22 protein-coding genes and 1 pseudogene are annotated in these 20,788 nt (G+C 68.5%); 15 read left to right on the plus strand and 8 right to left on the minus strand.

What is annotated here, in order from left to right; all coding sequences use genetic code 11:
- The first annotated feature begins 14 nt into the window (after positions 1-14).
- Complete coding sequence (locus AC07NF_RS18265) at positions 15-935, plus strand: hypothetical protein (RefSeq protein ID WP_494629514.1); 921 nt, start codon at positions 15-17, stop codon at positions 933-935.
- Between the two features lie 41 nt (positions 936-976).
- Here the strand turns inward: AC07NF_RS18265 and uvrA are convergent, their stop codons facing one another.
- Positions 977-3,886 carry an excinuclease ABC subunit UvrA gene (uvrA, locus tag AC07NF_RS18270; RefSeq protein ID WP_494629516.1) on the minus strand — a complete coding sequence of 970 codons (2,910 nt, stop codon included), beginning with the start codon at positions 3,884-3,886 and terminating at the stop codon, positions 977-979.
- A gap of 264 nt (positions 3,887-4,150) precedes the next feature.
- On the opposite strand from uvrA, the gene AC07NF_RS18275 reads away from it, so the two are divergent.
- The gene (locus AC07NF_RS18275) at positions 4,151-4,795 is read left to right on the plus strand and encodes a hypothetical protein (RefSeq protein WP_494629519.1); all 645 of its coding nucleotides are present in this window, start codon (positions 4,151-4,153) and stop codon (positions 4,793-4,795) included.
- Here AC07NF_RS18275 and AC07NF_RS18280 read toward each other — a convergent pair.
- On the minus strand, positions 4,792-5,469 hold the full coding sequence (locus AC07NF_RS18280; RefSeq protein WP_494629520.1) for a DUF1223 domain-containing protein: 678 nt from the start codon (positions 5,467-5,469) through the stop codon (positions 4,792-4,794). The genes AC07NF_RS18275 and AC07NF_RS18280 overlap by 4 nt on opposite strands.
- A 177-nt stretch (positions 5,470-5,646) precedes the next feature.
- On the opposite strand from AC07NF_RS18280, the gene AC07NF_RS18285 reads away from it, so the two are divergent.
- Complete coding sequence (locus AC07NF_RS18285) at positions 5,647-5,811, plus strand: hypothetical protein (RefSeq protein ID WP_492817079.1); 165 nt, start codon at positions 5,647-5,649, stop codon at positions 5,809-5,811.
- Here the strand turns inward: AC07NF_RS18285 and AC07NF_RS18290 are convergent.
- Positions 5,808-6,272 carry a DUF1203 domain-containing protein gene (locus AC07NF_RS18290; protein WP_494629523.1) on the minus strand — a complete coding sequence of 155 codons (465 nt, stop codon included), beginning with the start codon at positions 6,270-6,272 and terminating at the stop codon, positions 5,808-5,810. The genes AC07NF_RS18285 and AC07NF_RS18290 overlap by 4 nt on opposite strands.
- A 122-nt stretch (positions 6,273-6,394) precedes the next feature.
- On the opposite strand from AC07NF_RS18290, the gene AC07NF_RS18295 reads away from it, so the two are divergent.
- The 5 genes and pseudogenes from AC07NF_RS18295 to AC07NF_RS18315 all read left to right on the plus strand — a co-directional run.
- Positions 6,395-6,508, plus strand: a complete 114-nt coding sequence (locus AC07NF_RS18295) for a hypothetical protein (RefSeq protein ID WP_454714702.1) — start codon at positions 6,395-6,397, stop codon at positions 6,506-6,508.
- On the plus strand, positions 6,465-8,045 hold the full coding sequence (locus AC07NF_RS18300) for an ABC-F family ATP-binding cassette domain-containing protein (RefSeq protein WP_494629526.1): 1,581 nt from the start codon (positions 6,465-6,467) through the stop codon (positions 8,043-8,045). The genes AC07NF_RS18295 and AC07NF_RS18300 overlap by 44 nt, the downstream gene beginning before the upstream one ends.
- A 33-nt stretch (positions 8,046-8,078) precedes the next feature.
- The gene (locus AC07NF_RS18305) at positions 8,079-9,353 is read left to right on the plus strand and encodes a DUF3422 domain-containing protein (protein WP_494629528.1); all 1,275 of its coding nucleotides are present in this window, start codon (positions 8,079-8,081) and stop codon (positions 9,351-9,353) included.
- A 16-nt stretch (positions 9,354-9,369) separates the two neighbouring features.
- Entirely contained in the window at positions 9,370-10,002 is a 633-nt protein-coding gene (locus tag AC07NF_RS18310; protein WP_494629530.1) for a class I SAM-dependent methyltransferase, read from the plus strand.
- A 7-nt stretch (positions 10,003-10,009) separates the two neighbouring features.
- Positions 10,010-10,098: pseudogene (locus tag AC07NF_RS18315) on the plus strand (hypothetical protein); the annotation flags it as partial.
- A gap of 9 nt (positions 10,099-10,107) precedes the next feature.
- Here the strand turns inward: AC07NF_RS18315 and AC07NF_RS18320 are convergent.
- The 3 genes from AC07NF_RS18320 to AC07NF_RS18330 are packed head-to-tail and all read right to left on the minus strand — an operon-like array spanning position 10,108 to position 12,056.
- Entirely contained in the window at positions 10,108-10,557 is a 450-nt protein-coding gene (locus AC07NF_RS18320) for a flagellar basal body protein (RefSeq protein WP_494629532.1), read from the minus strand.
- A gap of 3 nt (positions 10,558-10,560) precedes the next feature.
- On the minus strand, positions 10,561-10,944 hold the full coding sequence (locus AC07NF_RS18325; protein ID WP_492817067.1) for a rod-binding protein: 384 nt from the start codon (positions 10,942-10,944) through the stop codon (positions 10,561-10,563).
- Entirely contained in the window at positions 10,944-12,056 is a 1,113-nt protein-coding gene (locus AC07NF_RS18330) for a flagellar basal body P-ring protein FlgI (RefSeq protein WP_494629536.1), read from the minus strand. Before AC07NF_RS18330 ends, AC07NF_RS18325 begins: the two co-directional genes overlap by 1 nt.
- Before the next feature lie 219 nt (positions 12,057-12,275).
- Between AC07NF_RS18330 and fliX the strand changes: the two genes are divergently transcribed.
- The 5 genes from fliX to AC07NF_RS18355 all read left to right on the plus strand — a co-directional run bounded on the left by fliX (position 12,276) and on the right by AC07NF_RS18355 (position 18,090).
- Positions 12,276-12,713, plus strand: a complete 438-nt coding sequence (fliX, locus tag AC07NF_RS18335; RefSeq protein ID WP_492817063.1) for a flagellar assembly regulator FliX — start codon at positions 12,276-12,278, stop codon at positions 12,711-12,713.
- Positions 12,714-12,925: 212 nt separating this feature from the next.
- Positions 12,926-13,354 carry an RNA polymerase-binding protein DksA gene (gene dksA / locus AC07NF_RS18340; RefSeq protein WP_291877972.1) on the plus strand — a complete coding sequence of 143 codons (429 nt, stop codon included), beginning with the start codon at positions 12,926-12,928 and terminating at the stop codon, positions 13,352-13,354.
- A 120-nt stretch (positions 13,355-13,474) separates the two neighbouring features.
- Complete coding sequence (locus tag AC07NF_RS18345) at positions 13,475-14,863, plus strand: glycoside hydrolase family 28 protein (RefSeq protein ID WP_494629539.1); 1,389 nt, start codon at positions 13,475-13,477, stop codon at positions 14,861-14,863.
- 18 nt (positions 14,864-14,881) lie between these two features.
- Positions 14,882-16,417 carry a cation:proton antiporter gene (locus AC07NF_RS18350; RefSeq protein WP_494629542.1) on the plus strand — a complete coding sequence of 512 codons (1,536 nt, stop codon included), beginning with the start codon at positions 14,882-14,884 and terminating at the stop codon, positions 16,415-16,417.
- Between the two features lie 86 nt (positions 16,418-16,503).
- Positions 16,504-18,090 (plus strand): M28 family metallopeptidase, encoded by a 1,587-nt coding sequence (locus AC07NF_RS18355; RefSeq protein WP_494629544.1) that lies wholly within the window; start codon positions 16,504-16,506, stop codon positions 18,088-18,090.
- Positions 18,091-18,093: 3 nt separating this feature from the next.
- Here AC07NF_RS18355 and AC07NF_RS18360 read toward each other — a convergent pair whose 3' ends face one another.
- Positions 18,094-18,708 (minus strand): pyridoxamine 5'-phosphate oxidase family protein, encoded by a 615-nt coding sequence (locus AC07NF_RS18360; RefSeq protein ID WP_494629546.1) that lies wholly within the window; start codon positions 18,706-18,708, stop codon positions 18,094-18,096.
- Between the two features lie 70 nt (positions 18,709-18,778).
- Entirely contained in the window at positions 18,779-19,141 is a 363-nt protein-coding gene (locus AC07NF_RS18365; protein WP_492817053.1) for a response regulator, read from the minus strand.
- A 179-nt stretch (positions 19,142-19,320) separates the two neighbouring features.
- Between AC07NF_RS18365 and AC07NF_RS18370 the strand changes: the two genes are divergently transcribed.
- Both AC07NF_RS18370 and AC07NF_RS18375 read left to right on the plus strand, forming a co-directional pair.
- A complete protein-coding gene (locus tag AC07NF_RS18370) occupies positions 19,321-20,118 on the plus strand; it encodes a crotonase/enoyl-CoA hydratase family protein (protein ID WP_494629548.1) in 798 nt (265 codons plus the stop codon).
- Positions 20,119-20,120: 2 nt separating this feature from the next.
- Positions 20,121-20,774, plus strand: coding sequence for a DUF3052 domain-containing protein (locus AC07NF_RS18375; RefSeq protein WP_494629550.1), 654 nt, complete (start codon positions 20,121-20,123; stop codon positions 20,772-20,774).
- The last annotated feature ends 14 nt before the right edge of the window (positions 20,775-20,788 follow it).

The raw sequence follows: 20,788 nt of genomic DNA on the forward strand, positions 1-20,788 counted from the left end.
CTCAAGAGCCCGATATGTCAAAGTTCTCCGCCTCCGACGCGGCCTTCTCCGGTTTCCGCCTGGTGCGGGAGAACCTGAAGACCGTCGGGATCTGGGCGGGCGCCATGACGGTGCTGTCGATCGTCTCCAACGTGCTGGCGATCATGTTCTTCGGCCCGCAGCTGGAAGCCTTCATCAGCTACACCTCCGAGAACAATACGCCGGACCTCAGCGAGATGGCCCGCCTGATGTCGAATCTGGCGCCGCTGGCGCTGTGGTCGCTGCCCTACAGTCTGCTGCTGAACGGCATCATCTTCGCCACCCTGAACCGCGTGGTGCTGCGCCATGACGACAGCCGCTTCGCTTACCTGCGCATCGGCGCGGCCGAGCTGCGCCAGGCCGCCGTGTGGCTGCTGCTGTGCCTGGTGCTGATCGGCGTGCTGTTCCTGGGCTCGGGCCTGGGCGGCTTCCTGAGCGCGCTGGGCGGCCCGACCGGCGCGTTCCTGGGCCTGCTGTGCGTGGTCGGTTCGTTCTGCGCCATGGTCTGGCTGGCCGTGCGCCTGTCGTTCGCCTCGTCGGTCACCTTCGATACGGGCAAGGTCACCCTGTTCCGCGCCATGCCCAAGACCGAGGGCCTCTTCTGGCCGCTGCTGGGCGCCTATCTGCTGGCGGGGGTGATGAGCGTGATCGTGGTGCTGCTGATCTGGACGATCGTCTCGGCCGTCGGCCTGATCGCCTCGGGCGATTTTGCCGCCACCGGCAAGATGATGCGCGCCGACACCAGCTCGCTGCAGGCCTATTTCACGCCCGCCGGCATCGTCCAGGCGCTGTTCTCGGGCCTGATCTCGGTGCTGACCACCCTGATCGTCTTCGGCCCGGCGCCCAGCATCTATCGCGAGCTCAAGGAACGCGAGAGCGGCGTCTCCAGCGACAGCAGCGGCAACGGCGGCTGGTAAGAGAAAGGCCCCGGAGATCACTCTCCGGGGCCTTCTTGTTTCTAGGCCCGCTTGGCCTTCTTCAATTCCGCCACCCGCGCCTTGCGACGCTCTTCGTGGCGATCCAGCAGTTCCTTGAGGTAACGGCCGGTCCAGCTGGCCTCGACCTTGGCCACGTCCTGAGGCGAGCCGGTGGCGACGATCTCGCCGCCGCCGTCGCCGCCCTCGGGACCGAAGTCGATCAGCCAGTCGGCGGTCTTCACCACGTCCAGGTTATGCTCGATGACCACCACGGTGTTGCCCTGGTCGGCCAGCTCGTGCAGCACCTCGAGCAGCTTCTTGGTGTCCTCGAAGTGCAGGCCGGTGGTCGGTTCGTCCAGAATGTACAGCGTCCGGCCGGTGGCCCGGCGCGACAGCTCCTTGGACAGCTTCACCCGCTGCGCCTCGCCGCCCGACAGGGTCGTGGCCTGCTGACCGACCTTGATGTAGCTGAGGCCCACCCGCTTGAGGGTTTCCATCTTGTCGCGGATCGGCGGCACGGCCTTGAAGAAGTCGGCGGCCTCCTCGACGGTCATGTCCAGGACGTCGGCGATGGTCTTGCCCTTGAACAGCACGTCCAGGGTCTCGCGGTTGTAGCGCTTGCCCTTGCAGATATCGCAGGTGACGTAGACGTCCGGCAGGAAGTGCATCTCGATCTTGATGACGCCGTCGCCCTGGCAGGCCTCGCAGCGGCCGCCCTTGACGTTGAAGCTGAAGCGGCCCGGGCCGTAGCCGCGCGCCTTGCTCTCCGGCAGGCCGGCGAACCAGTCGCGGATCGGCCCGAAGGCGCCGGTATAGGTCGCCGGGTTCGAGCGCGGGGTGCGGCCGATCGGGCTCTGGTCGATGTCGATGACCTTGTCGAACTGCTCCAGGCCCTCGATCCGCTCGTGCGGGGCGGGGGCGTCGCTGGCGTTGTTCAGGCGGCGCGCGGCGGCCTTGTACAGGGTCTCGATCGTGAAGGTCGACTTGCCGCCGCCCGACACGCCGGTGATGCAGGTGAAGGTCCCCACGGGGATTTCGGCCGTGACGTTCTTGAGGTTGTTGCCGGTGGCGCCGATGACCCGCAGCATCTTCTTCTTGCTGATCGGCCGGCGTTGTTCGGGCACCTCGATCTCGCGCGCGCCGGTCAGGTACATGCCCGTGACGCTCTTGGGATTGGCCATGATGTCGGCCGGCTTGCCCTCGGCTACGATCTCGCCGCCGTGGACGCCGGCGGCCGGGCCCATGTCGATCACGTAGTCGGCGGTGAGGATGGCCTCCTCGTCGTGCTCGACCACCAGCACCGAATTGCCCAAGTCCCGCAGGCCCTGCAGCGAGGTCAGCAGGCGGGTGTTGTCGCGCTGGTGCAGGCCGATCGACGGCTCGTCCAGCACGTAGAGCACGCCGGTCAGGCCTGAGCCGATCTGGCTGGCCAGGCGGATGCGCTGGCTCTCGCCGCCCGACAGGGTGCCCGAGCCGCGCGACAGGTTGAGGTAGTCCAGGCCGACATCGACCAGGAACCGCAGGCGATCATTGATCTCCTTCAGGATCCGCCGGGCGATCTCCATCTTCTTGTCGGAGAGCTTGCCTTCCAGGCTGGCGAACCAGTCGCGGGCCGGGCGGATGGCCAGCATCGAGACCTCGGCGATGTCCATGGCGTCGATCTTGACGGCCAGGGCTTCGGGCTTCAGGCGCTTGCCGTGGCAGGTCTCGCAAGGCGTGTCGGACTGGTAGCGGCCCAGCTCTTCACGGACCCACGAGCTGTCGGTCTCACGCCAGCGACGCTCAAGGTTCGGCAGCACGCCTTCGAAGGGCTTCTCGACCTCGTACTTCCGCGCATTGTCGTCGTAGGTGAACTTGATCTTCACGCCCTTGGAGCCTTGCAGCACCACGTCACGCGCGTCGGCCGACAGCTTGTACCAGGGCTCGTCCATCGAGAAGCCGTAGTGACGCGCTAGGGCCTGCAGGGTCTGGGTATAGAGTGGCGAGGGACCCTTGGCCCACGGGGCGACGGCGCCCTTGTGCAGGCTCTTGTCCTTGTCGGGAATGACCAGATCGGCGTCGAAGGCCAGCTTGGCGCCCAGGCCGTCGCAGACCGGGCAGGCGCCCGCTGGGTTGTTGAACGAGAACAGCCGCGGCTCGATCTCGGCAATGGTGAAGCCGCTGACCGGGCAGGCGAAGCGTTCCGAGAACAGGATGCGCTTCGGCTCCTTCTCGCCTTCCTCGATGTTGGCGAACTCGGCGACCGCCAGGCCATCGGCCAGGCGCAGGGCCTGTTCGATGGAGTCGGCCAGGCGCTGCTCCATGTCGGGCTTGGTCACCACGCGGTCCACGACCACGTCGATGTCGTGCTTGAACTTCTTGTCGAGCGCCGGGGCGTCCTCGATCGGATAGTATTCGCCGTCGATCTTCAACCGCTGGAAGCCGGCCTTCTGCCACTCGGCGATCTCCTTGCGGTACTCGCCCTTGCGGTCGCGCACGACGGGGGCCAGCAGGTAGAGACGCGTGCCTTCGGGCAGGGCGGTGATCTTGTCGACCATCTGGCTGATGGTCTGGCTTTCGATCGGCAAGCCGGTGGCCGGCGAGTAGGGGATCCCGACCCGCGCCCACAGCAGGCGCATGTAGTCGTGGATCTCGGTCACCGTGCCGACGGTCGAGCGTGGGTTGCGCGACGTGGTCTTCTGCTCGATCGAGATCGCGGGCGACAGGCCCTCGATCAGGTCGACGTCGGGCTTGCTCATCAGCTCCAGGAACTGACGGGCATAGGCCGACAGGCTTTCCACGTAGCGGCGCTGGCCTTCGGCATAGATCGTGTCGAAGGCCAGGGACGACTTGCCCGAGCCCGACAGGCCGGTCAGCACGACCAGCTCGCCGCGCGGGATGTCGACGCTGACGTTCTTCAGATTGTGCTCACGGGCGCCGCGAACGCGGATGAAGTTCAGTTGCTCAGCCATGTTTTCCGGAACGTTGGGCCGCGACATTGGTCGCAGCGCAGCGGCTATATGTAGGGCTCGACGCGCGAATTAACACAAGAACAAGGTGTGAACAAATGTCGCGCACGCGAGGGGCCGTTTCTGCTGACAGCCACTGTCAGCAGACCTGCCGCCAATAAGGCGCCGCTTGGACACTTGCCAGCCACTGGCCGGCCTCGAAAGCGGCGCCATCCGCGCGCGTCGTCCCTCTCCAGCTTAACCAGAGGTGGCGGGATGGGGCGGGGCGTGTGGACCAGGCGATGGCTCGCCGTGTCGGGCGGGGTGCTGGTCAACGGCCTGATCCTGGGCGCGCTGGTGATGATCGAGGAACCGCCGCCGCTGCTGGAAGAGCCGCCGGTGATCGTCCTGGACCTGGAGAGGCCGGAGAAGCGGGCGTCGCCTCGGCGCCCGGCGGCGGCTGGAGCGCGATCGGCGGCGCCGGCGACGCAAGCTCAACCCTTCGCCTCGGAAGGCGAGGCGCCGTCGGCCGTCGCCGCGCCCGAAGCGCCGCCTGCGCCGCCCGTGGATCCCGAGTGGAAGGTCGACCCCAAGGTTATCGACCGCTGGCGGTTGCAGGAAGGCGGCTTGGGGACCGGTCGAGCCAAGCGCGCCTGCCTGGGCGAGACCAGCGAGCACATGACGCCCGAGGAGAAGGAGGCCTGCTACGACGCCTGGGGCAAACGGCCCGACAAGCGCCCGTCGCCCACCTTCATCGGTCCGATCGACGAGCGGAAATGGGAGGTTCCGGAGCCGAAGGCGCCGCCGCGTTACGACGAGCAACGCCGGCAGCGCTGCCGCGACTACCGCCGGGGCCGCACGCCGGGCTTCGCCGAGCGCAATGTCGCGACCGGCAGCCCGCCGCCCAGCCTCCGCGAGCGCGGCTGCTTCTAGTCCAATCGCGCCGCCGCCAGGATGGGGCCGCCGTTCGGGGCTTGGACCAGCACCGCCGTGCGATAGGCGGGGTCGGCCGTGGGCGTCGCGGCGAAGCTGACCGCCGCGCCGCTCCAGCCGCCCAGGCGTGTCAGCTGACGGACGATGTCGCGGTGGGGCAAGGTCTTGCCGCCGTTCTCGCCGCGCCGGATCGACACCTGCTGAACACGCGGATCGTATCGCACCAGCCAGACGTCGGCGGGGCGAGCGGGCGCGCGGCCGGCGGCGATCTGGATGCGGCCCGAAGCGCTGGCGATGCGGGTCTCGCTGGCGGGACGGGCGCGGCGCAGGGCGGCGTCCACCTCGCGGGCGTCGGCGCCGACCAGGCTGTCGCGGCCCTCGATCACCATCTCGGGCGTGCCCAGCTGGACGTCCAGCGCCTTGGCATAGGCGCGCTGCCGGTCAGTATAGGCCTTGGTGGCGAAGGTGTCCTTCCAGCCCAGCTGGTCCCAGTAGGTGACGCCGAAGCTCAGAGCCAGGACGTCGGGGCGTCCGGCGATGGCGTTGAGATTGGCGTTGGCCGGCGGGCAGGACCAGCAGCCCTGGCTCTGGAACAGCTCGATGACCACGGGACGATCCGCCGCCGCCGCTGGCGTGGCGGACAGCAGGGCGAGGGCGGCCAGCAAGGGCTTCATTGGAAACCTCCGGAATGAGTACTGGAGGTGAATACGAAACGGCCGAGGCCAAGGTTACAGGCGGACCGACCTTGGCTGTTCGGATTCCCTAAACCCTGTTTGGAAGCGGGTTCTTCAGTCCACGCATGATTAAACCGCCACGGTCGGGCGGGGGCTCGGCGTCAGAAGGACCGAGCCATGGCCAAGAAGGCCGCCGCCGAAAGCGGCAAGCAGGAAGCCAAGCAGGACGCGTTCGACGCGCTGAAGGGGCCCAAGCCGCGTTCGATCGTCATCGACATGATGGTGTTCTGCGGCGGCATCGGCTCGCTGGTCTGGGTCCTGCGCAACATGGCGCCGACCTAGGCGCGATCTATTCTCGCCGCGTAGCAGCCCCACTTGGCGTAGTGGGCGTGCAGGTAGGCGATCTTCTCGTCCTCGAACAATCTAGCGATCAAGACGTCGGCCTGGGCGCCCTCGACGATGTCGGCGGCCAGCATCATGCCGTCGGCGTCGAAGGCCCGCAGCGCCAGCAGGCGGCGGCGCAGGGCGGGCGGCATTTCGTCGACCGTGGCGACCGGTTCGACATGCTCCCGCACGAAGATGGCGTGGCTGGCGCGGAACGGCGTCGGGGCCGGCTGGTGCTCGTAATTGACCAGGATCAGGGTCTCGCCCGGCTCGGCGTCGTCCAGGCTGACGCGGCAGGGAAAGCCCCGCGCCACGTCGGCGATCACGCGGCGCGCGCCGTGGGCGGCCAGGGTTTCGTCGTCCATCGCGAAGAACGGGGCGAACGGTTCGGCGGGCAGGCTGGTGACAGCGTAGGCCATGGGGAACTCCTCTGTTGAGGTGGTTCTCGCGCCAGCCGCTCGGACGCGACACCCGATCCTTGCGGTTTGCGGCTCTGCTTGCGAAGCCGCGTTCACGGGCGTAGAAGCCGCGCTCCCAACCGATGGAGGCAACCATGATCAGCAAGACGGAAGACCGCTTCGTCCTTCCCGTTTCCCTGACCGTGGGTTCGCATGTCCTTCGTCACTCTGGATGCCGTTTCCGCCGCCACGCCTGACGGCCGGCCGCTCTTCGAAAATCTGAACCTGTCCATCGGGGCCGAGCGTATCGGCCTCGTCGGGCGCAACGGCGCGGGCAAGTCGACCTTGCTGGCGCTGATCGCCGGTGCGCGTTCGCCGCTGGCCGGGACCGTCGCGCGGACGGGCGCGGTCGCGACGCTGGACCAGACGCCAGACGTCTCCGGCGAGGCGCGACTGGTCGACCTGTTGGGCGTCGGCCTCGACTGGGATCGCCTATCACGTATCGAGCGCGGGGAGGGCGACGAGACCGACCTCTCCGAGGCCGACTGGGAGCTGCCGGCGCGGCTGGACCAGGCGTTGGCCGATGTCGGCCTCTCGGGCCTCGACGTCAAGCGACCGGCGGCGGCGCTGTCGGGTGGGCAGGCGACGCGGGCGGGGCTGGCGCGACTGCTGATAGCCCGGCCCGACGTACTGCTGCTGGACGAGCCGACCAACAACCTGGACGCCGAGGCGCGCGGGATCGTCGCCAAGGTGCTGGCCCGCTGGAAGGGCGGGGCGGTGGTGGTCAGCCACGATCGGTCCTTGCTGCGCGGCATGGACCGCATCGTCGAGCTGTCGTCCCTGGGCGCGCGCTCCTACGGCGGCGGCTGGGACCTCTATGCCGAGCGCAAGGCCGAGGAGGCCCAGGCCGCTCAACGCGACCTGGACCACGCCGAGAAGGAAGTCCGCCGCGTCGCTCGCGAGGCCCAGGTCGCTCGCGAGCGCAAGGACCGCCGCGACGCCGCCGGCAAGCGCTTCGCCGACCGGGGCGGGACGCCGAAGATCATTCTCGGCATGATGGCAGAGCGGGCCGAGATGAGCGGCGCGCGTGAAGGCAAGCTGGCCGACAAGCTGGCGACCCAGGCGGCGGAGGCGAAGGCCTCGGCCGAGGCCCGTGTCGAGCGCGCCCGCACCCTGGGCTTCGACCTGCCGTCGTCGGGCCTGCCGGAGGGGCGGACGGCGCTGACCTTCGACGCGGTCGGCTTCGCCTGGCCGGACGGGACGACAGTGATCGACGGCCTGTCGTTCCGCCTCGCCGGGCCTGAGCGGGTGGCGGTGTCGGGGCCGAACGGGACGGGCAAGACGACCCTGATCCGGCTGGCGACCGGCGACCTCTCGCCGACCTCGGGGGTGGTGAAGCTCTCCGTCCCCGTCGCCCTGCTGGACCAGCGGGCGGCGCTGCTGGCCGATGACGAGACCATCCTGGAGAACTTCCGCCGACTGAACCCAGCCGCCACCCAGAACGACGCCCATGCGGCGCTGGCCCGGTTCCTGTTCCGCAACACCGCCGCCCATCAGGTCGCCGGCACGCTGAGCGGCGGCGAGCGCCTGCGGGCGGCCCTGGCCTGCGTGCTGTGTGCGGCCGCGCCGCCGCAGCTGCTGATCCTGGACGAGCCGACCAACCACCTGGACCTGGCCTCGATCGAGGCCGTCGAGGCGGCGCTATCGGGCTATGACGGGGCGCTGCTGGTCGTCAGCCACGATCCCGACTTCCTGACGGCGATCGGCATTGAACGGAGCATCGCCCTCGGCTAAGTCTATGTGACCGGTAACATTGGACTCGATCCGATGACCCGGCAACGCAGGGCGAGGACAGAAATGGACGGCGGTCGGGACCACCCGCTTCGGGTGACATTAAGCGAACTGATGCACCTGCGGGCGCTGCCGCTGGACCGCGCGCCGGTCCGCCTGCGCCAGTGGGTCTATCTGGTCGAGCCCGATGACCGCTCGGCGGAGGCAGGTTTCGTTTCCCTGTTCGCGCCGGGGCAGGACCCCGCGCTGGGCCGGGTCGTCGTCGAAGGCGAAGACGGCGGCTGGCTGTGGGAACGTCACCAGGAATTCTCGACCTGGACCTGGTTCGCCTACGGGCCGTTGGGACACGACCTGGGTTTCCAGCCCCAGCCGGGCGCCTTCTGGCTGGACGGCGCGCCGGGCCAGGTGTTCCGGGGCGTCGAGATCTCGGTCTCGGCCCCCGGCGCCGAGCCGCCTTCCGAAACCGACCTGGGCGGCCACATCGACCTGGCCCGCTGCGTCTCGTGCGAGGTGTTCGACGGCGCCGCGCGGATCTGGACCGACTTTCGCCTGCGCGAAGGCGGCACGGGCCGCATCCATGTGCGCAATGTCAGCCTGGCCCATGACGAGGTCTCGCGCCTGGTGCAGACCCTGCTGGAGATCGGCAACTACCGGAAGCTGGCCCTGATCGGCTTCCCGCCGGCCCGCGAGTTGCTGGCCTGGCTGGACGGGGCCGAGGCGCGGCTGGCGGCGATCACCAGCGGCCTGGCCGCCGGCGAGGACAGCCAGAGCGTCCTCGACCACCTGCTGGCCCTGTCGGCCGAGGTCGAGCTGCGCGCCGCCAAGAGCCGCTTCCGGCGCGGGGCCACCGAGTCCTACCACCGCCTGACCCTGGACCGGCTGGAGGCCCTGCGCGAGCGCCGCGTGCCCGGCCACTCGACCATGAGCGAGTTCATCGCCCGCCGCCTGCTACCGGCCATGCGCACGCGAGAGGCGGCCGACCGCCGGCTGGACGACCTGTCCTTGCGCATCGCCCGCAGCGGCGACCTGCTGCGCACCAAGCTGGGCTTGGCTCAAGATCGCCAGAACCAGGAGACCCTGCGCGGCATGGACGCCAGCCTGCAACTGCAGACCAAGCTGCAGGGCCTGGTCGAGGGGCTGTCGATCTTCGCGGTCGGCTACTACGTGCTGGGCTTGCTCGGCTATCTGCTGAAGCCCTGGCTGCACGGGGTGGCCGAGCACCTGATGTCGGCCCTGGTTCCGCTGGTGCTGATCGCGGTGGCCGCCAGCCTGCATCGACGCAAGAAGCGGTTGATCGACGGCGCGCACTAGGGGCTTAAGTCCGCCGGTGAACTTGGAAGCTTTCATCCAGCAGCGCCTGCCGCTCGAACCGGTCCCGGGCGTGCCGGAGATCCGTCTGCACCGCGCGGGACCGAGCAGCGGCCTGATGCGCCTGGCCGACGCCGATCCGGACTTCGGCTCACCGTACTGGGCGCGGCCGTGGGGCGGGGGCCTCGCGCTGGCGCGGCATGTCCTGGACTATCCCGAGGTCGTCGCTGGCCAGCGTGTGCTGGACCTAGGTTCGGGCTCGGGCCTGGTCGCCATCGCCGCCGCCTTGGCCGGTGCGGGCGAGGTGAGGGCGGTCGATGTCGATCCCTATGCGGTCACGGCCGCGCGCCTGAACGCCGCTGCTAACGGCGTGGCGATCGTGGTGGAGCAGGCCGACCTGCTGGGCGGCGATCCGCCGGACGTCGAGCTGATGCTAGTGGGCGATCTCTTCTACGACCCCGACCTGGCGACGCGGGTCGAGGCTTTCCTGCGGCTCTGCGTGTTGGCCGGGATCGTGGTGCTGATCGGCGACCCCTTCCGCGCGCCCTTGCCGACCGAGCGGCTGGCGGTGCTGGCCGAGTATCCGGTGGCGGACTTCGGCGACGCCGCGGGGGTTAAGCGGACGGCGGCGGTGTTCGAACTGATCGGATAGGCCGTGCGTGATCCTCGTCCTTCGACAGGCTCAGGATGAGGATCAAGGCAGGCGTATCAGTAGAAACCTCATCCTGAGCCTGTCGAAGGACGAGGTTTCGGCCCCCTAAGCCTTGCGGTTCAGCGTGATCGCCGAGCCCATGGCCGGGCGATCGTTGACCATGCCGCCGGAGCCATAGGTGGTGGCCGGGGCGGCGCGTTGGCTGGCGATTTCCGAGGCGACGGCGTGGACCAGGCCCTCGGTCACGGTCTTGGCGGCGTTCACGGCGCGGGCCTGGCGGGCCAGGACGGCGTCGAAGGCCTCGGTGGCGCGCAGCAGGCGCTGGCGCAGCTCGGGCTTGGCGGCCTCGACCAGGGCAGGGCTGTGCCGAACGCGCATCGACTCGTGCCGATAGACATTGGCCAGCTTGGCCGTCTCTTCGACGTACTGCGCCGCCTCGTGCGGGCGGTGGTTCTCGAAGGCCGTGGCCTCCTTGGCGATCAGGTCGGTCAGGCGCTCGGTGAGCAGGGTCAGCTGGTGGACGCGATCGTCGGCGTCGAGGGCGGCGATGGCCATGGCTTAGTGCTCCTTCAGGCCCTGCATCTTCAGCATCTCGCGCTGAATGACGGAGGAGAGGCCGACGCCGCCGGCCTTGGTGACTTCCTTGGACATCGCGTCCGTCATCATCGACTTGAACATCTCTTCGCCGTTGCCGCCGCCGAAGGGCTCCGAGGTTTTCACGCCCTCGAACATCTGCTGCATCATCACCGACAGGAACGAGGCCTCGAAGGTCTTGGCCGTGTCGGCGATCTTCTTGCGGGCCGCGGTGTCCTTGGTCGTATCCTCAACCGCGCCTTTAACCGCCGCGCCGGCCGTCTGCACCGCCTTGGCGGCCGTCTTCACCGTGGCGGCGGCCGCGCCGAACTGCGGGACGAAGGTAGAGATCGTGTCGAAGGCGCTCATCACATCACCTCGATGTCGGCTTGCAGGGCGCCCGCGGCCTTCACGGCCTGCAGGATCGAGATCATGTCGCGGGGCGTGACGCCCAAGGCGTTCAGGCCGCCGACCAGGCCCTTCAGCGACGGCGAGCCGCCCAGGGTGACCAGCTTCTTGCCCTTCTCCTCGTCGACATTGACGGTCGACTGCGGGACGACGGCGGTCTGGCCTTGGCTGAACGGGGCCGGCTGGCTGACGGCGGGGCTTTCCTGGACCGAGATGGTCAGGTTGCCTTGGGCGATGGCCACCTGGCTGATGCGGACGTCGTCGCCCATGACGATCACGCCGGCCACTTCGTCGATCACCACCTTGGCCGGGCCGTCGGGCTCGACTTCCAGGTTCTCGATGTTGGTCATGAAGGTGATCATGTCCGTGTTGGCGGGGGCGCGGGTGGCGATGATGGTCGGGTTCTGGGCCTGGGCGCAGCCGGGGAACTTCTGATTGATGGCGTCGGCGATGCGGCGGGCGGTGGTGAAGTCCGGATTGCGCAGGGTCAGGCGCATGATGTCCATGTTGACCATCTGGAAGCCGGTCTCGCGCTCGATGACGCCGCCGCCGGCGATCCGACCCGCGGTCGGTACGCCTTTGGTGACCGAGCTGCCCGAGGCGCCGCCGGCCGCGATGGCGCCGGTCTGCACCGAACCTTGGGCCACGGCGTAGGTCTGGCCGTCCGCGCCTTGCAGGCTGGTGACCAGCAGGGTGCCGCCCAGCAGGCTCTTGGCGTCGCCCAGGGTCGAAACAGTGACGTCCAGCTTCGAACCGGCGGCCGAGAACGGCGGCAGGCTGGCCGTGACCATGACGGCGGCGGTGTTCTTGGTGTTCAGGTTGCCATCGCGGACATTGACGCCCTGACGTTCCAGCATCGCTTCCAGGCTCTGCTTGGTCATCGGCGCGTTGCGCAGGCTGTCGCCCGAGCCGTTCAGGCCCACGACGATGCCGTAGCCGATCAGCTGGTTCTCGCGAACGCCCTCGAAGGCGACGATGTCCTTGATGCGCGACTTGCCGATCGCCGGCGCGGCGACGAAGGCCGAGGCGACGGCGAGGGCGGTCAGGACGGTGCGAAAGAATGAACGCGACATGGCAATTCCGTAGCGGGGGACGATCCCCGCGCCGCCTCTTGCCAGAAGCGGGCCACTTTGAAGGCCTTATGACTCAAGGGATTCCGGATTTGGCGGTGGTCCGCCCGGCGCCCGGCGGCAGAATCTGCCCGGCATTAACCATACTTCAAGCGCGCGGACGCACTATGTTTCGTGCGATGAGAAAAGTGACTCGCGCATGAGAGCTTTTGGAGCGGTCGGATGAAGGTTTCCAGCACGGGGGGCGTCTCGTCGACTGGCGCGTCGCGGGCCAAGCCCGCCGGCGGATCGACGGGCTTTAGCCTTCCGTCCGTGAGCGCAGCCCCCGCCGGCGCCGTTGGCGCCACGTCCGTGGGCGGCCTGACCGGCGTCGGCTCGGTCGACGCTCTTCTGGCGCTGCAGGAAATGGGCGCCGTCGGCAGCCCTCTGGAGCGCAAGAAGCGCGCCGTCCGCCGCGCCGACCAGATCCTGGACATCCTGGGTGAGGTCCGTATCGCCCTGATCGACGGCGACATCACGCCCAGCACCCTGGACCGCCTGACCCGCGCCATTCGCGAGCAGCGCGAGAACACCGACGATCCCAAACTCGAGGGGATCCTCAACGAGATCGAGACGCGCGCCGCCGTCGAGCTGGCCAAGCTGCAGAGCCGGGGCCACTGAGATGAGCGAGGCGGGGAACCTGAAAGCGGTTTTTCCCTGCCACGCTTGGCTTTCTCGCGCGTTTTATACCTGTCCGCGCCGTGGAAATGGCCTTCGCGAGCGAGGGGCGCGCCATGAACGCGCCACTCACGCGAGGTTCATTGAACGCGGCTCACCTTTTGCTATAAGCACGCAGCCCTTAAGGGCTGAGTTCATTGGGGCGTGAGGCGTTGATGCAAACGGCCACTGTTCTTGTTGAGAAGTCTGGTTACCGTCCTTCCGAGGACGAGCCTTTTATGAACGAACGGCAGCTTGAGTATTTCAAGCAAAAGCTGCTGGCATGGAAAGAAGAGATCCTTCGCGAATCTCGCGAAACGGTCACTCATCTCCAGAAAGAAACCGAGAACCACGCCGATCTGGCTGATCGCGCGTCCTCGGAAACCGACCGGGCTCTTGAGCTCCGTACCCGCGATCGTCAACGGAAGCTGATCTCCAAGATCGACCAGGCCCTGCGCCGAGTCGAGGACGGCTCCTACGGCTATTGCGAGGAGACGGGCGAGCCCATCGGCCTGGCTCGACTGGATGCTCGCCCTACGGCGACCATGAGCGTCGAAGCCCAGGAACGGCACGAGCGCCGCGAACGCGTCCACCGCGACGACTAAAGCGGCCCGGCAGGGGGACTGTTGTGTTTTCGAGCGGCCCCGGGGGAAACTCCGGGGCCGCTTTTGTCTTGGTAATTGGCCGCTGATCGGTTGTCCTGACGGAAAGAGTCGGAGAGATCGATGGTTGGGGACCTGACGCGACGAGGCCTGGCGGGCCTGGCCTTGCTGACGCCGGCGATCGCGGCCGCGGCGCCGCGCAAGCTGATCCGTCCGGCCGCGCCGTTCGACATGCCCAGCATCGGCGTGCCGGACTTCTCGCGCAGCCGGCGGTTCCCGATCACCGACTTCGGCGCCGATCAGGGCGACCAGGACAAGACCAGCGCGGCCATTGCTCAGGCTATTGCCGCCGCCAATGCGGCGGGCTCGGGCGTGGTGGTCGTGCCCGAGGGGACTTGGCCGACGGCCAAGATCCATCTGAAGAGCAACGTCGCCCTGCACCTGGCCAAGGGCGCGACCTTGCTGTTCTCCGAGAAACCCGCCGACTACCTGCCGCCAGTCCTGACCACCTGGGAGGGGCTGGAGTGCTGGAACTATTCGCCGCTGGTCTATGCCTATGACTGCGAGAACGTGGCGCTCACCGGGCTGGGGCAGCTGAAGGCCAAGCTGGACGTCTGGAAGATCTGGTACGCGCGGCCCAAGCCGCACATGGACGCCCTGGTGCAGCTCTACCACGCCAGCGCCAAGGGCGAGCCGGTGGCCGAGCGCCAGATGACGGCGGGGGAGGCGAACCTCCGCCCGCAGTTCATCCAGTTCAACCGCTGCCGCCACGTGCTGGTCGAGGACATCAGCATCGAGGACAGCCCGTTCTGGGTGCTGCATCCGTTCCTCTGCACCGACGTGGTGATCCGGCGGGTGAAGATCCGCGCCCACGGCCATAACAACGACGGCGTCGATCCTGAGATGAGCCAGAACGTGCTGATCGAGGACTGCGTCTTCGACCAGGGCGACGACGCCGTTTCGGTGAAGTCGGGCCGCGACCAGGACGCCTGGCGGCTAGGCACACCCTCGCGCAACATCGTCATGCGCGACTGCAAGATCCTGAACGGCCACCAGCTGATGGCCATCGGCAGCGAGCTGTCGGCCGGGATCGAGAACGTCTTCGTCCAGAACTGCCACTTCACAGGCGACGGCAAGGGCGCGGACGGCTGGGCCGTGCCGATCAACAACATCCTGTTCGTGAAGACCAACGAGCGTCGCGGCGGCTATGTCCGCAACATCGTCGTCGAGAACGTCAGCGCCACCAAGATCGTCGGCGGGGTGCTGAGCGTCGACACCGATGTCCTCTACCAGTGGCGCAACCTGGTTCCGACCTACGAGCGCCGCCTGACGCCGATCCAGGGTTTGGTGATGCGCGACGTGCGGGTCGAGGAGGCCAAGTTTGTGTGTCGTATCAAGGGGGAGGCCACCCTGCCGGTCCGCGACGTGCGTTTGTCCAGGATCGCCGTCGGCAAGAGCCTGGAGGCGCCGGTCGCCAACGAGAATGTCGAAGGGTTCCGCTACGATGCCTGACCGTTCGGAGCGCGCCGCGTGAGTTTCTTCGAAAGCCTGCTGGCCCTGGTGGGCATCGCGGTCCTGCTGCTGCAGGTCTCGCGGCGCATCAAGGCGCCGTATCCGACCATGCTGGCCGCGGCCGGGGTGTGCCTGGCGCTGGTGCCCGGCGCGCCGAACATCTCGATCGAGCCGCACACGGCGCTCGCCCTGTTCCTGGCGCCGGCCCTGGTCGACGCGGCCTTCGACTTTCCGATAGCCGACATCCGCAAGCTGTGGCGGCCATTGTTTGCTTTGGTCGTGGTGGCCGTGGCGCTCAGCGCCGGAGCGGTGGCCTGGCTGGGCGTGGCCATGGCCGGCCTGCCGATCGCCGCCGCCGTGGCCCTGGGCGCGATCGTCGCCCCGCCGGACGCCGCGGCCGCCACCGCCGTGCTCAGTAGCGTGCGCATGCCACGCGGCTCGATCGCGGTGCTGAAAGGCGAGAGCCTGTTGAACGACGCCTCGGCCCTCTTGCTATTCTCGGCGGCCCTGGCCTTCCAGGCGCAGGGCGGCATCGATCCGGCCCTGGGCGTGAAGCTCGGCCTGGCCGCGCCGGGCGGTGTCCTGCTGGGCATGCTGCTGGCGCGGGTGCTGCGGTTCCTCAGCCCGTTCGTCACCGGCACCCTGGGCGGCAATGTCATGGAGTTCGTCGTCGCGTTCGGCTGCTGGGTGCTGGCCGAGCGGCTGGGCGTGTCGCCGGTGCTGTGCCTGGTGGCCTTCGCCATGACCGTCGCCAGCACGGCCGCCATGCGCACGCCGCCGCGCATGCGCATCCACAGCTTCGCCGTCTGGACCTCGGCGGTGTTCCTGCTGAACGTGGTGGCCTTCCTTCTGATGGGCTTCCAGGCCCGCACCATCGTCCTGGCCATGGATCGCGACCGGCTGATGGACGCGGCTGTTTTCGCCGCCCTGGTGGTCGCCACCCTGATCGTCGTGCGGATGGTCTGGGTGCTGGTCTATATCCGCCTGGCCCAGCAGTTCCACAGCCTGCGCGGCGGCTATCCGATGCCCAGCCTCAAGCACGGCGTTCTGGTCGGTTGGTGCGGCATGCGGGGCCTTGTGACGCTGGCGACAGCCTTCGCCTTGCCGGCCAACTTCCCGCAGCGCGACCTGGTGGTGTTGACCGCCTTCGCCGTGGTGCTGGCGACCCTGGTGCTGCAGGGCCTGACCCTGACGCCGCTGATCCGCCTGATGGGCCTGGATCGCGAGGACGCCCTGGGTGAGGAGCTGGTCCGCCTGCGCGGCGATCTGGCCGGCGCGGCCCTGCGGGTGCTGGACGGCCGGACGGGCGAGGCCGTCGACCACTGGCGCTATCGCTTCGCCGCCGTGCCGACCGGCTTCCCGCCGGCCACCGGTCCGCTGGAGGCCCGCCGCGCCATTGGCCTGAAGGCCATCCACGGCCAGCGCCTGCGGCTGGAAGAGCTGCGCCTGTCCGGCGAGGTCGGCGCCGACGCCTTCCTGATCCTGCAGGAGGAGCTGGACTTCGAGGAGGTCTCGATCAGCCGCGAGGACGAGCGCCAGATCGAGGAGAGTTAGCGCCCACAACCCTCCTCGACGCGCGACTGACGTTGTTCGACGAACGAGGTCTTGCCAGCTTGAGCGGTCGCTTGGAAAGTCGGGTCATGATCAAGCTCACGCCCCTGGCCCTGGTGGCCGCCCTCGCTGCCGCCGGCTCGGCCTGCGCCGCCGATCTTCCCGCCACCGAGCGCTGGTGGGCGCACGTCAAGGTGCTGGCCGACGACAACATGGAAGGCCGCCTGGCCGGCACGCCTGGCTACGACCGCGCCGCCGCCTATGTCGCCGGCCGCTTCTCGGCCATGGGCCTGAAGCCCGCCGGGACCGACGGTTATCTCCAGCCCGTGGCGTTCGCGGTGCAGCGGATCTTCCCCGACAAATCCAGCGTCACCCTGGTCAAGGACGGCGTCGCCGCGCCGCTGGTCCTGGGCGAGGATCTGGTGCTCTCCGCCCGCATCGCCCAGCCGGCCAGCCTGCCCGAGGCGCCGCTGGTGTTCATCGGTTACGGCCTGCACATGCCGGAGGCCGGCCACGACGACTTCGCCGGCGTCGACCTGCGCGGCAAGGTGGCGGTGGTGCTGAGCGGTGGGCCGTCGAACGTTCCCGGCTCGCTGCGCGCCCACGCCGCCCGCGAGCGCTGGGAGCCGCTGCAGAAGGCCGGCGCCATCGGCCTGATCACCATCCAGAACCCCAAGCAGGTCGAGATCCCGTGGGAGCGCTCCAAGCTGCGCGCTGTCGAGCCGGCGATGCGGCTGGCCGATCCGGCGTTGAACCCGGTGAGGGGCGAGCTGTTCACCGCCGCCATGAACCCGGCCCATGCCGGCAAGCTGTTCGCCGCCTCGGGTCATACGCTGGAGGAACTGCTGGTCATGGCCGACGCCGGCAAGGCCGTGCCCGGTTTCGCCCTGAACCAGAGCGTCCGGGCCACGGTCAGCCGCGCGACGACCAAAGCCGTGTCGCCCAATGTGGCGGCGATGCTGCCGGGCTCGGACCCGGTGCTGTCCAAGGAGTATGTCGTCCTGACCGCTCACCTGGACGGCCTGGGCGTCGGCACGCCGATCGACGGCGACGCGATCAACAACGGCGCCATGGACAACGCCAGCGGCGTGGCCTCGCTGCTGGAGCAGGCCGCCGCCCTGAAGGCAAGCGCAGCGCCGAAGCGCTCGATCCTGTTCGTGGCCGTCACGGCCGAGGAGCAGGGCCTGCTGGGCTCGCAGTACTTCGCCGAGAAGCCGACCGTGCCCAAGGGCGCGATCGTGGCCAATGTGAACATGGACATGTTCATGCCCTCGCGGCCGGCCAACGCCATCATCGTGATGGGCGAGGAGGAGTCGACCCTGGGCGCCGTGGCCCGCCGCGCCGCCGCCAGCCAGGGTTTCGCGGTCATGCCCGACCCGGCCCCGAACCAGTTGGCCTTCGTCCGCTCGGACCAATACAGCTTCATCCGAACCGGCGTGCCGGCCCTGGCCGGGCGTCTGGCCCACCCGGTGGGTTCGCCCGAGGCGGCCGGCGACCGCCAGTGGCGCGCCGAGCGCTATCACGGCCCGAAGGACGACCTGTCCCAGCCCTTCGACCTGCCGACGGCGGTGCGCTTCAACGCCTACATGGCCACGATGATCCGCGAGATCGCCGATACGGAAAAGCGTCCGGAATGGCTGCCGACCAGCTTCTTCAAGCGGTTCGCGGCGAAGTAGGGCTCACCACATCGTCTTGGCGGCGCGGCCGGGCCATTCGCGGTCGTAGGTCTCGCCGCCGACCTCGCCGGCGGTGACGGCGGCCAGCATGGCGCCGGGCGTGGGCAGGCTGGCCGGGTCGACGTGGCTCTCGGGTTTCCACAGGCCCGAGCGGACGATGGCGCGGGCGCACTGGAAGTAGGCTTCTTCCACCGTCACGACCATTACCGTGCGCGGCGACTTGCCGTCGACCGCGAAGCTGTCCAGCAGGGCCGGATCCGTGCTCAGCACCGCGCGGCCGTTGACGCGGAAGGTGGTGCCCGAGCCGGGGATCAGGAACAGCAGCGCCACGCGCGGGTCGCGGACGATGTTGCGCAGGCTGTCGATGCGGTTGTTGCCGCGCCGGTCGGGCAGCATCAGGGTCTTCGGGTCAGCGATCCGAACGAAGCCCGGCAGGTCGCCGCGGGGGCTGCAGTCCAGGCCCCCAGGCCCCACCGTGGCCAGGGCCACGAACGGCGAGGCCTCGATCAAGGCGGCATAGTGCGGGGTGATGTGGTCGGTGACCTTGACGGTCGAGGCCGGCACGGGCTGAGGCTGGTACAGCGCCTCGAGCGCTTCGACGGTGGTGATCTCGTGCATCGCGTCCTCCCGTGCCTGAGCTTCTAGGCCCAAGGCGGGGAGGGGACAACCTCTAGGCGTTAGAGGCGCTCTAAGCGTTAGAGGCTCTGGCGCAGGCCTCCGCCAGCACGCGCGCCGAGATCGGCTTGTCGACGATCGGCTGGACACGACCGCGCAGCTGGTCGGCATTGCCGGTGACATAGACCACGGGGATGCGCCCCAGCCGGCTCTCGATGGCCTCGACGGCCTCGAGCCCGGTGCCGCCCACGATGCGGTAGTCGGCGGTTATGAGATCAGGAGGATTGGCGATGGCAAGCTGCAGCGCGTCAGCGGCGCTGTCGGCTATATCGAAACTCGTGAAGCCCATCTCCGCCAGAAGAGCTTCGACCTCGAACGCGACGAGGATTTCATCCTCGATAATCAACACGTGTCGGGCCTTCGCGTGCTCGGTCATTCGCCGCAGCCTCGTCATCGTCCCAGAAGTCATTTCAATGTCGGGTCGAGCCGCCGCGCCAATCGCGTTTTCGTGATCGACCCGATCGGCCCGGCTGTATCGTCGCGTCAGGCTGCACGGCGGGGGAAAACCCGTCTATGGAAGGGGAAAATCAAAAGAAGCACAGCAGGAGCGCCCCTTTGTCCCTCATCCTCACCGAAAAGCGCGGTCACATCGCCATCCTGACCCTGAACCGGCCCGAGGCGATGAACGCCCTGGGCGCGCCGGGCGACGGTGATCAGGTCGCCGCCGCGTGCGAGGCGATCAACGACGACCAGGACATCCGCTGCGTGATCCTGACCGGCGCGGGCAAGGCCTTCTCGGCTGGCGGCGACGTCAAGGCGATGAAGGCTCGCGAGGGCGCGTTCGGCGGCAACGGCGTGGCCGTGCGTGATGGCTATCGCAAGAACATCCACCGCATCGTCCGGGCCATCTATGGCCTGGAGGTCCCGTCGATCGCGGCGGTGAATGGGGCGGCGATCGGCCTGGGCTGCGACGTGGCCTGCATGACCGACATCCGCATCGCCGCCGACACCGCCAAGTTCGGGGTGACCTTCCTGAAGCTGGGCTTGATCCCCGGCGACGGCGGCGCCTGGCTGATGCCGCGCACCGTGGGCATGAGCCGCGCGGCCGAGCTCTTGTTCACCGGCGACGTCATCGACGCGGCCAAGGCGGCCGACTGGGGCTTGATCAGCAAGGCGGTTCCGGCCGAGACGCTGATGGACGAGGCCCTGACCCTGGCGACCCGCATCGCCCAGCAGCCGCCGCACGCCCTGCGCATGGCCAAGAGCCTGCTCAAGCACGGCCAGACCGCCAGCTACGACACCCTGATGGAGATGAGCGCGGCCGCCCAGGCCATCGCTCACCACACCGAAGACCACATGGAAGGCGTCGACGCGATCCTCGAGAAGCGTCAGCCCAAGTTCGAAGGCAAGTAAGCATGGGTAAGGAAGCGAGCGGCGTCTGGGGCCAGCTGTCCGACGGCGAGAGCGAGGGCAAGCTGCTGTGGGAGCCGCCCAAGCTGATCTTCCGCGGCGCGGTGCGCGGCATCTATCAGGGCCATGCGCTGCGTAACCTGCGTGTCGAGGGCGACGACCTGGTGCTCAGCGACGGCACCCGCTTCACGCTCGAGCCCGGCCAGGCCGAGAAGTGGCTGCACGCCATCCAGAACCCACCCTCGCGCCTGGACAAGCTGGGCGTGAAGCCCGGCATGACCGTGGTGGTCGACGGCGTCGAGGACGAGGCCTTCATCGCCGAGCTGGAGACCCGCATCGAACTGGGCGAGGCCGAGGAGGATGTCGACCTGCTGTTCCTGGGCGTCGAGGACCTGGCCGACTTCGACCGCATCGAGGACTGGGAAGGGGCGTTGGGGCCCAAGGGCGCGATCTGGATCGTGGCCCAGAAGGGCAAGGGCGCGCCGCTGAAGGACGTCGAGATCCTGGAGGCCGTGCGCGGCCTGGGCTTTGTCGACACCAAGGTCTGCGCGTTCTCGCAGAGCCACACCGCGCTGCGGTTCGTGAAGCGCAAGGCGCCGAAGGTGGCGGCTAAGCCGGCGGTGGTCGAGGACGACGCGCCGTTCGACGATGAGGACTAAACGTCTCCGGTTGA

It is taken from the genome of Caulobacter sp. GW821-FHT10A06 (assembly GCF_059415805.1).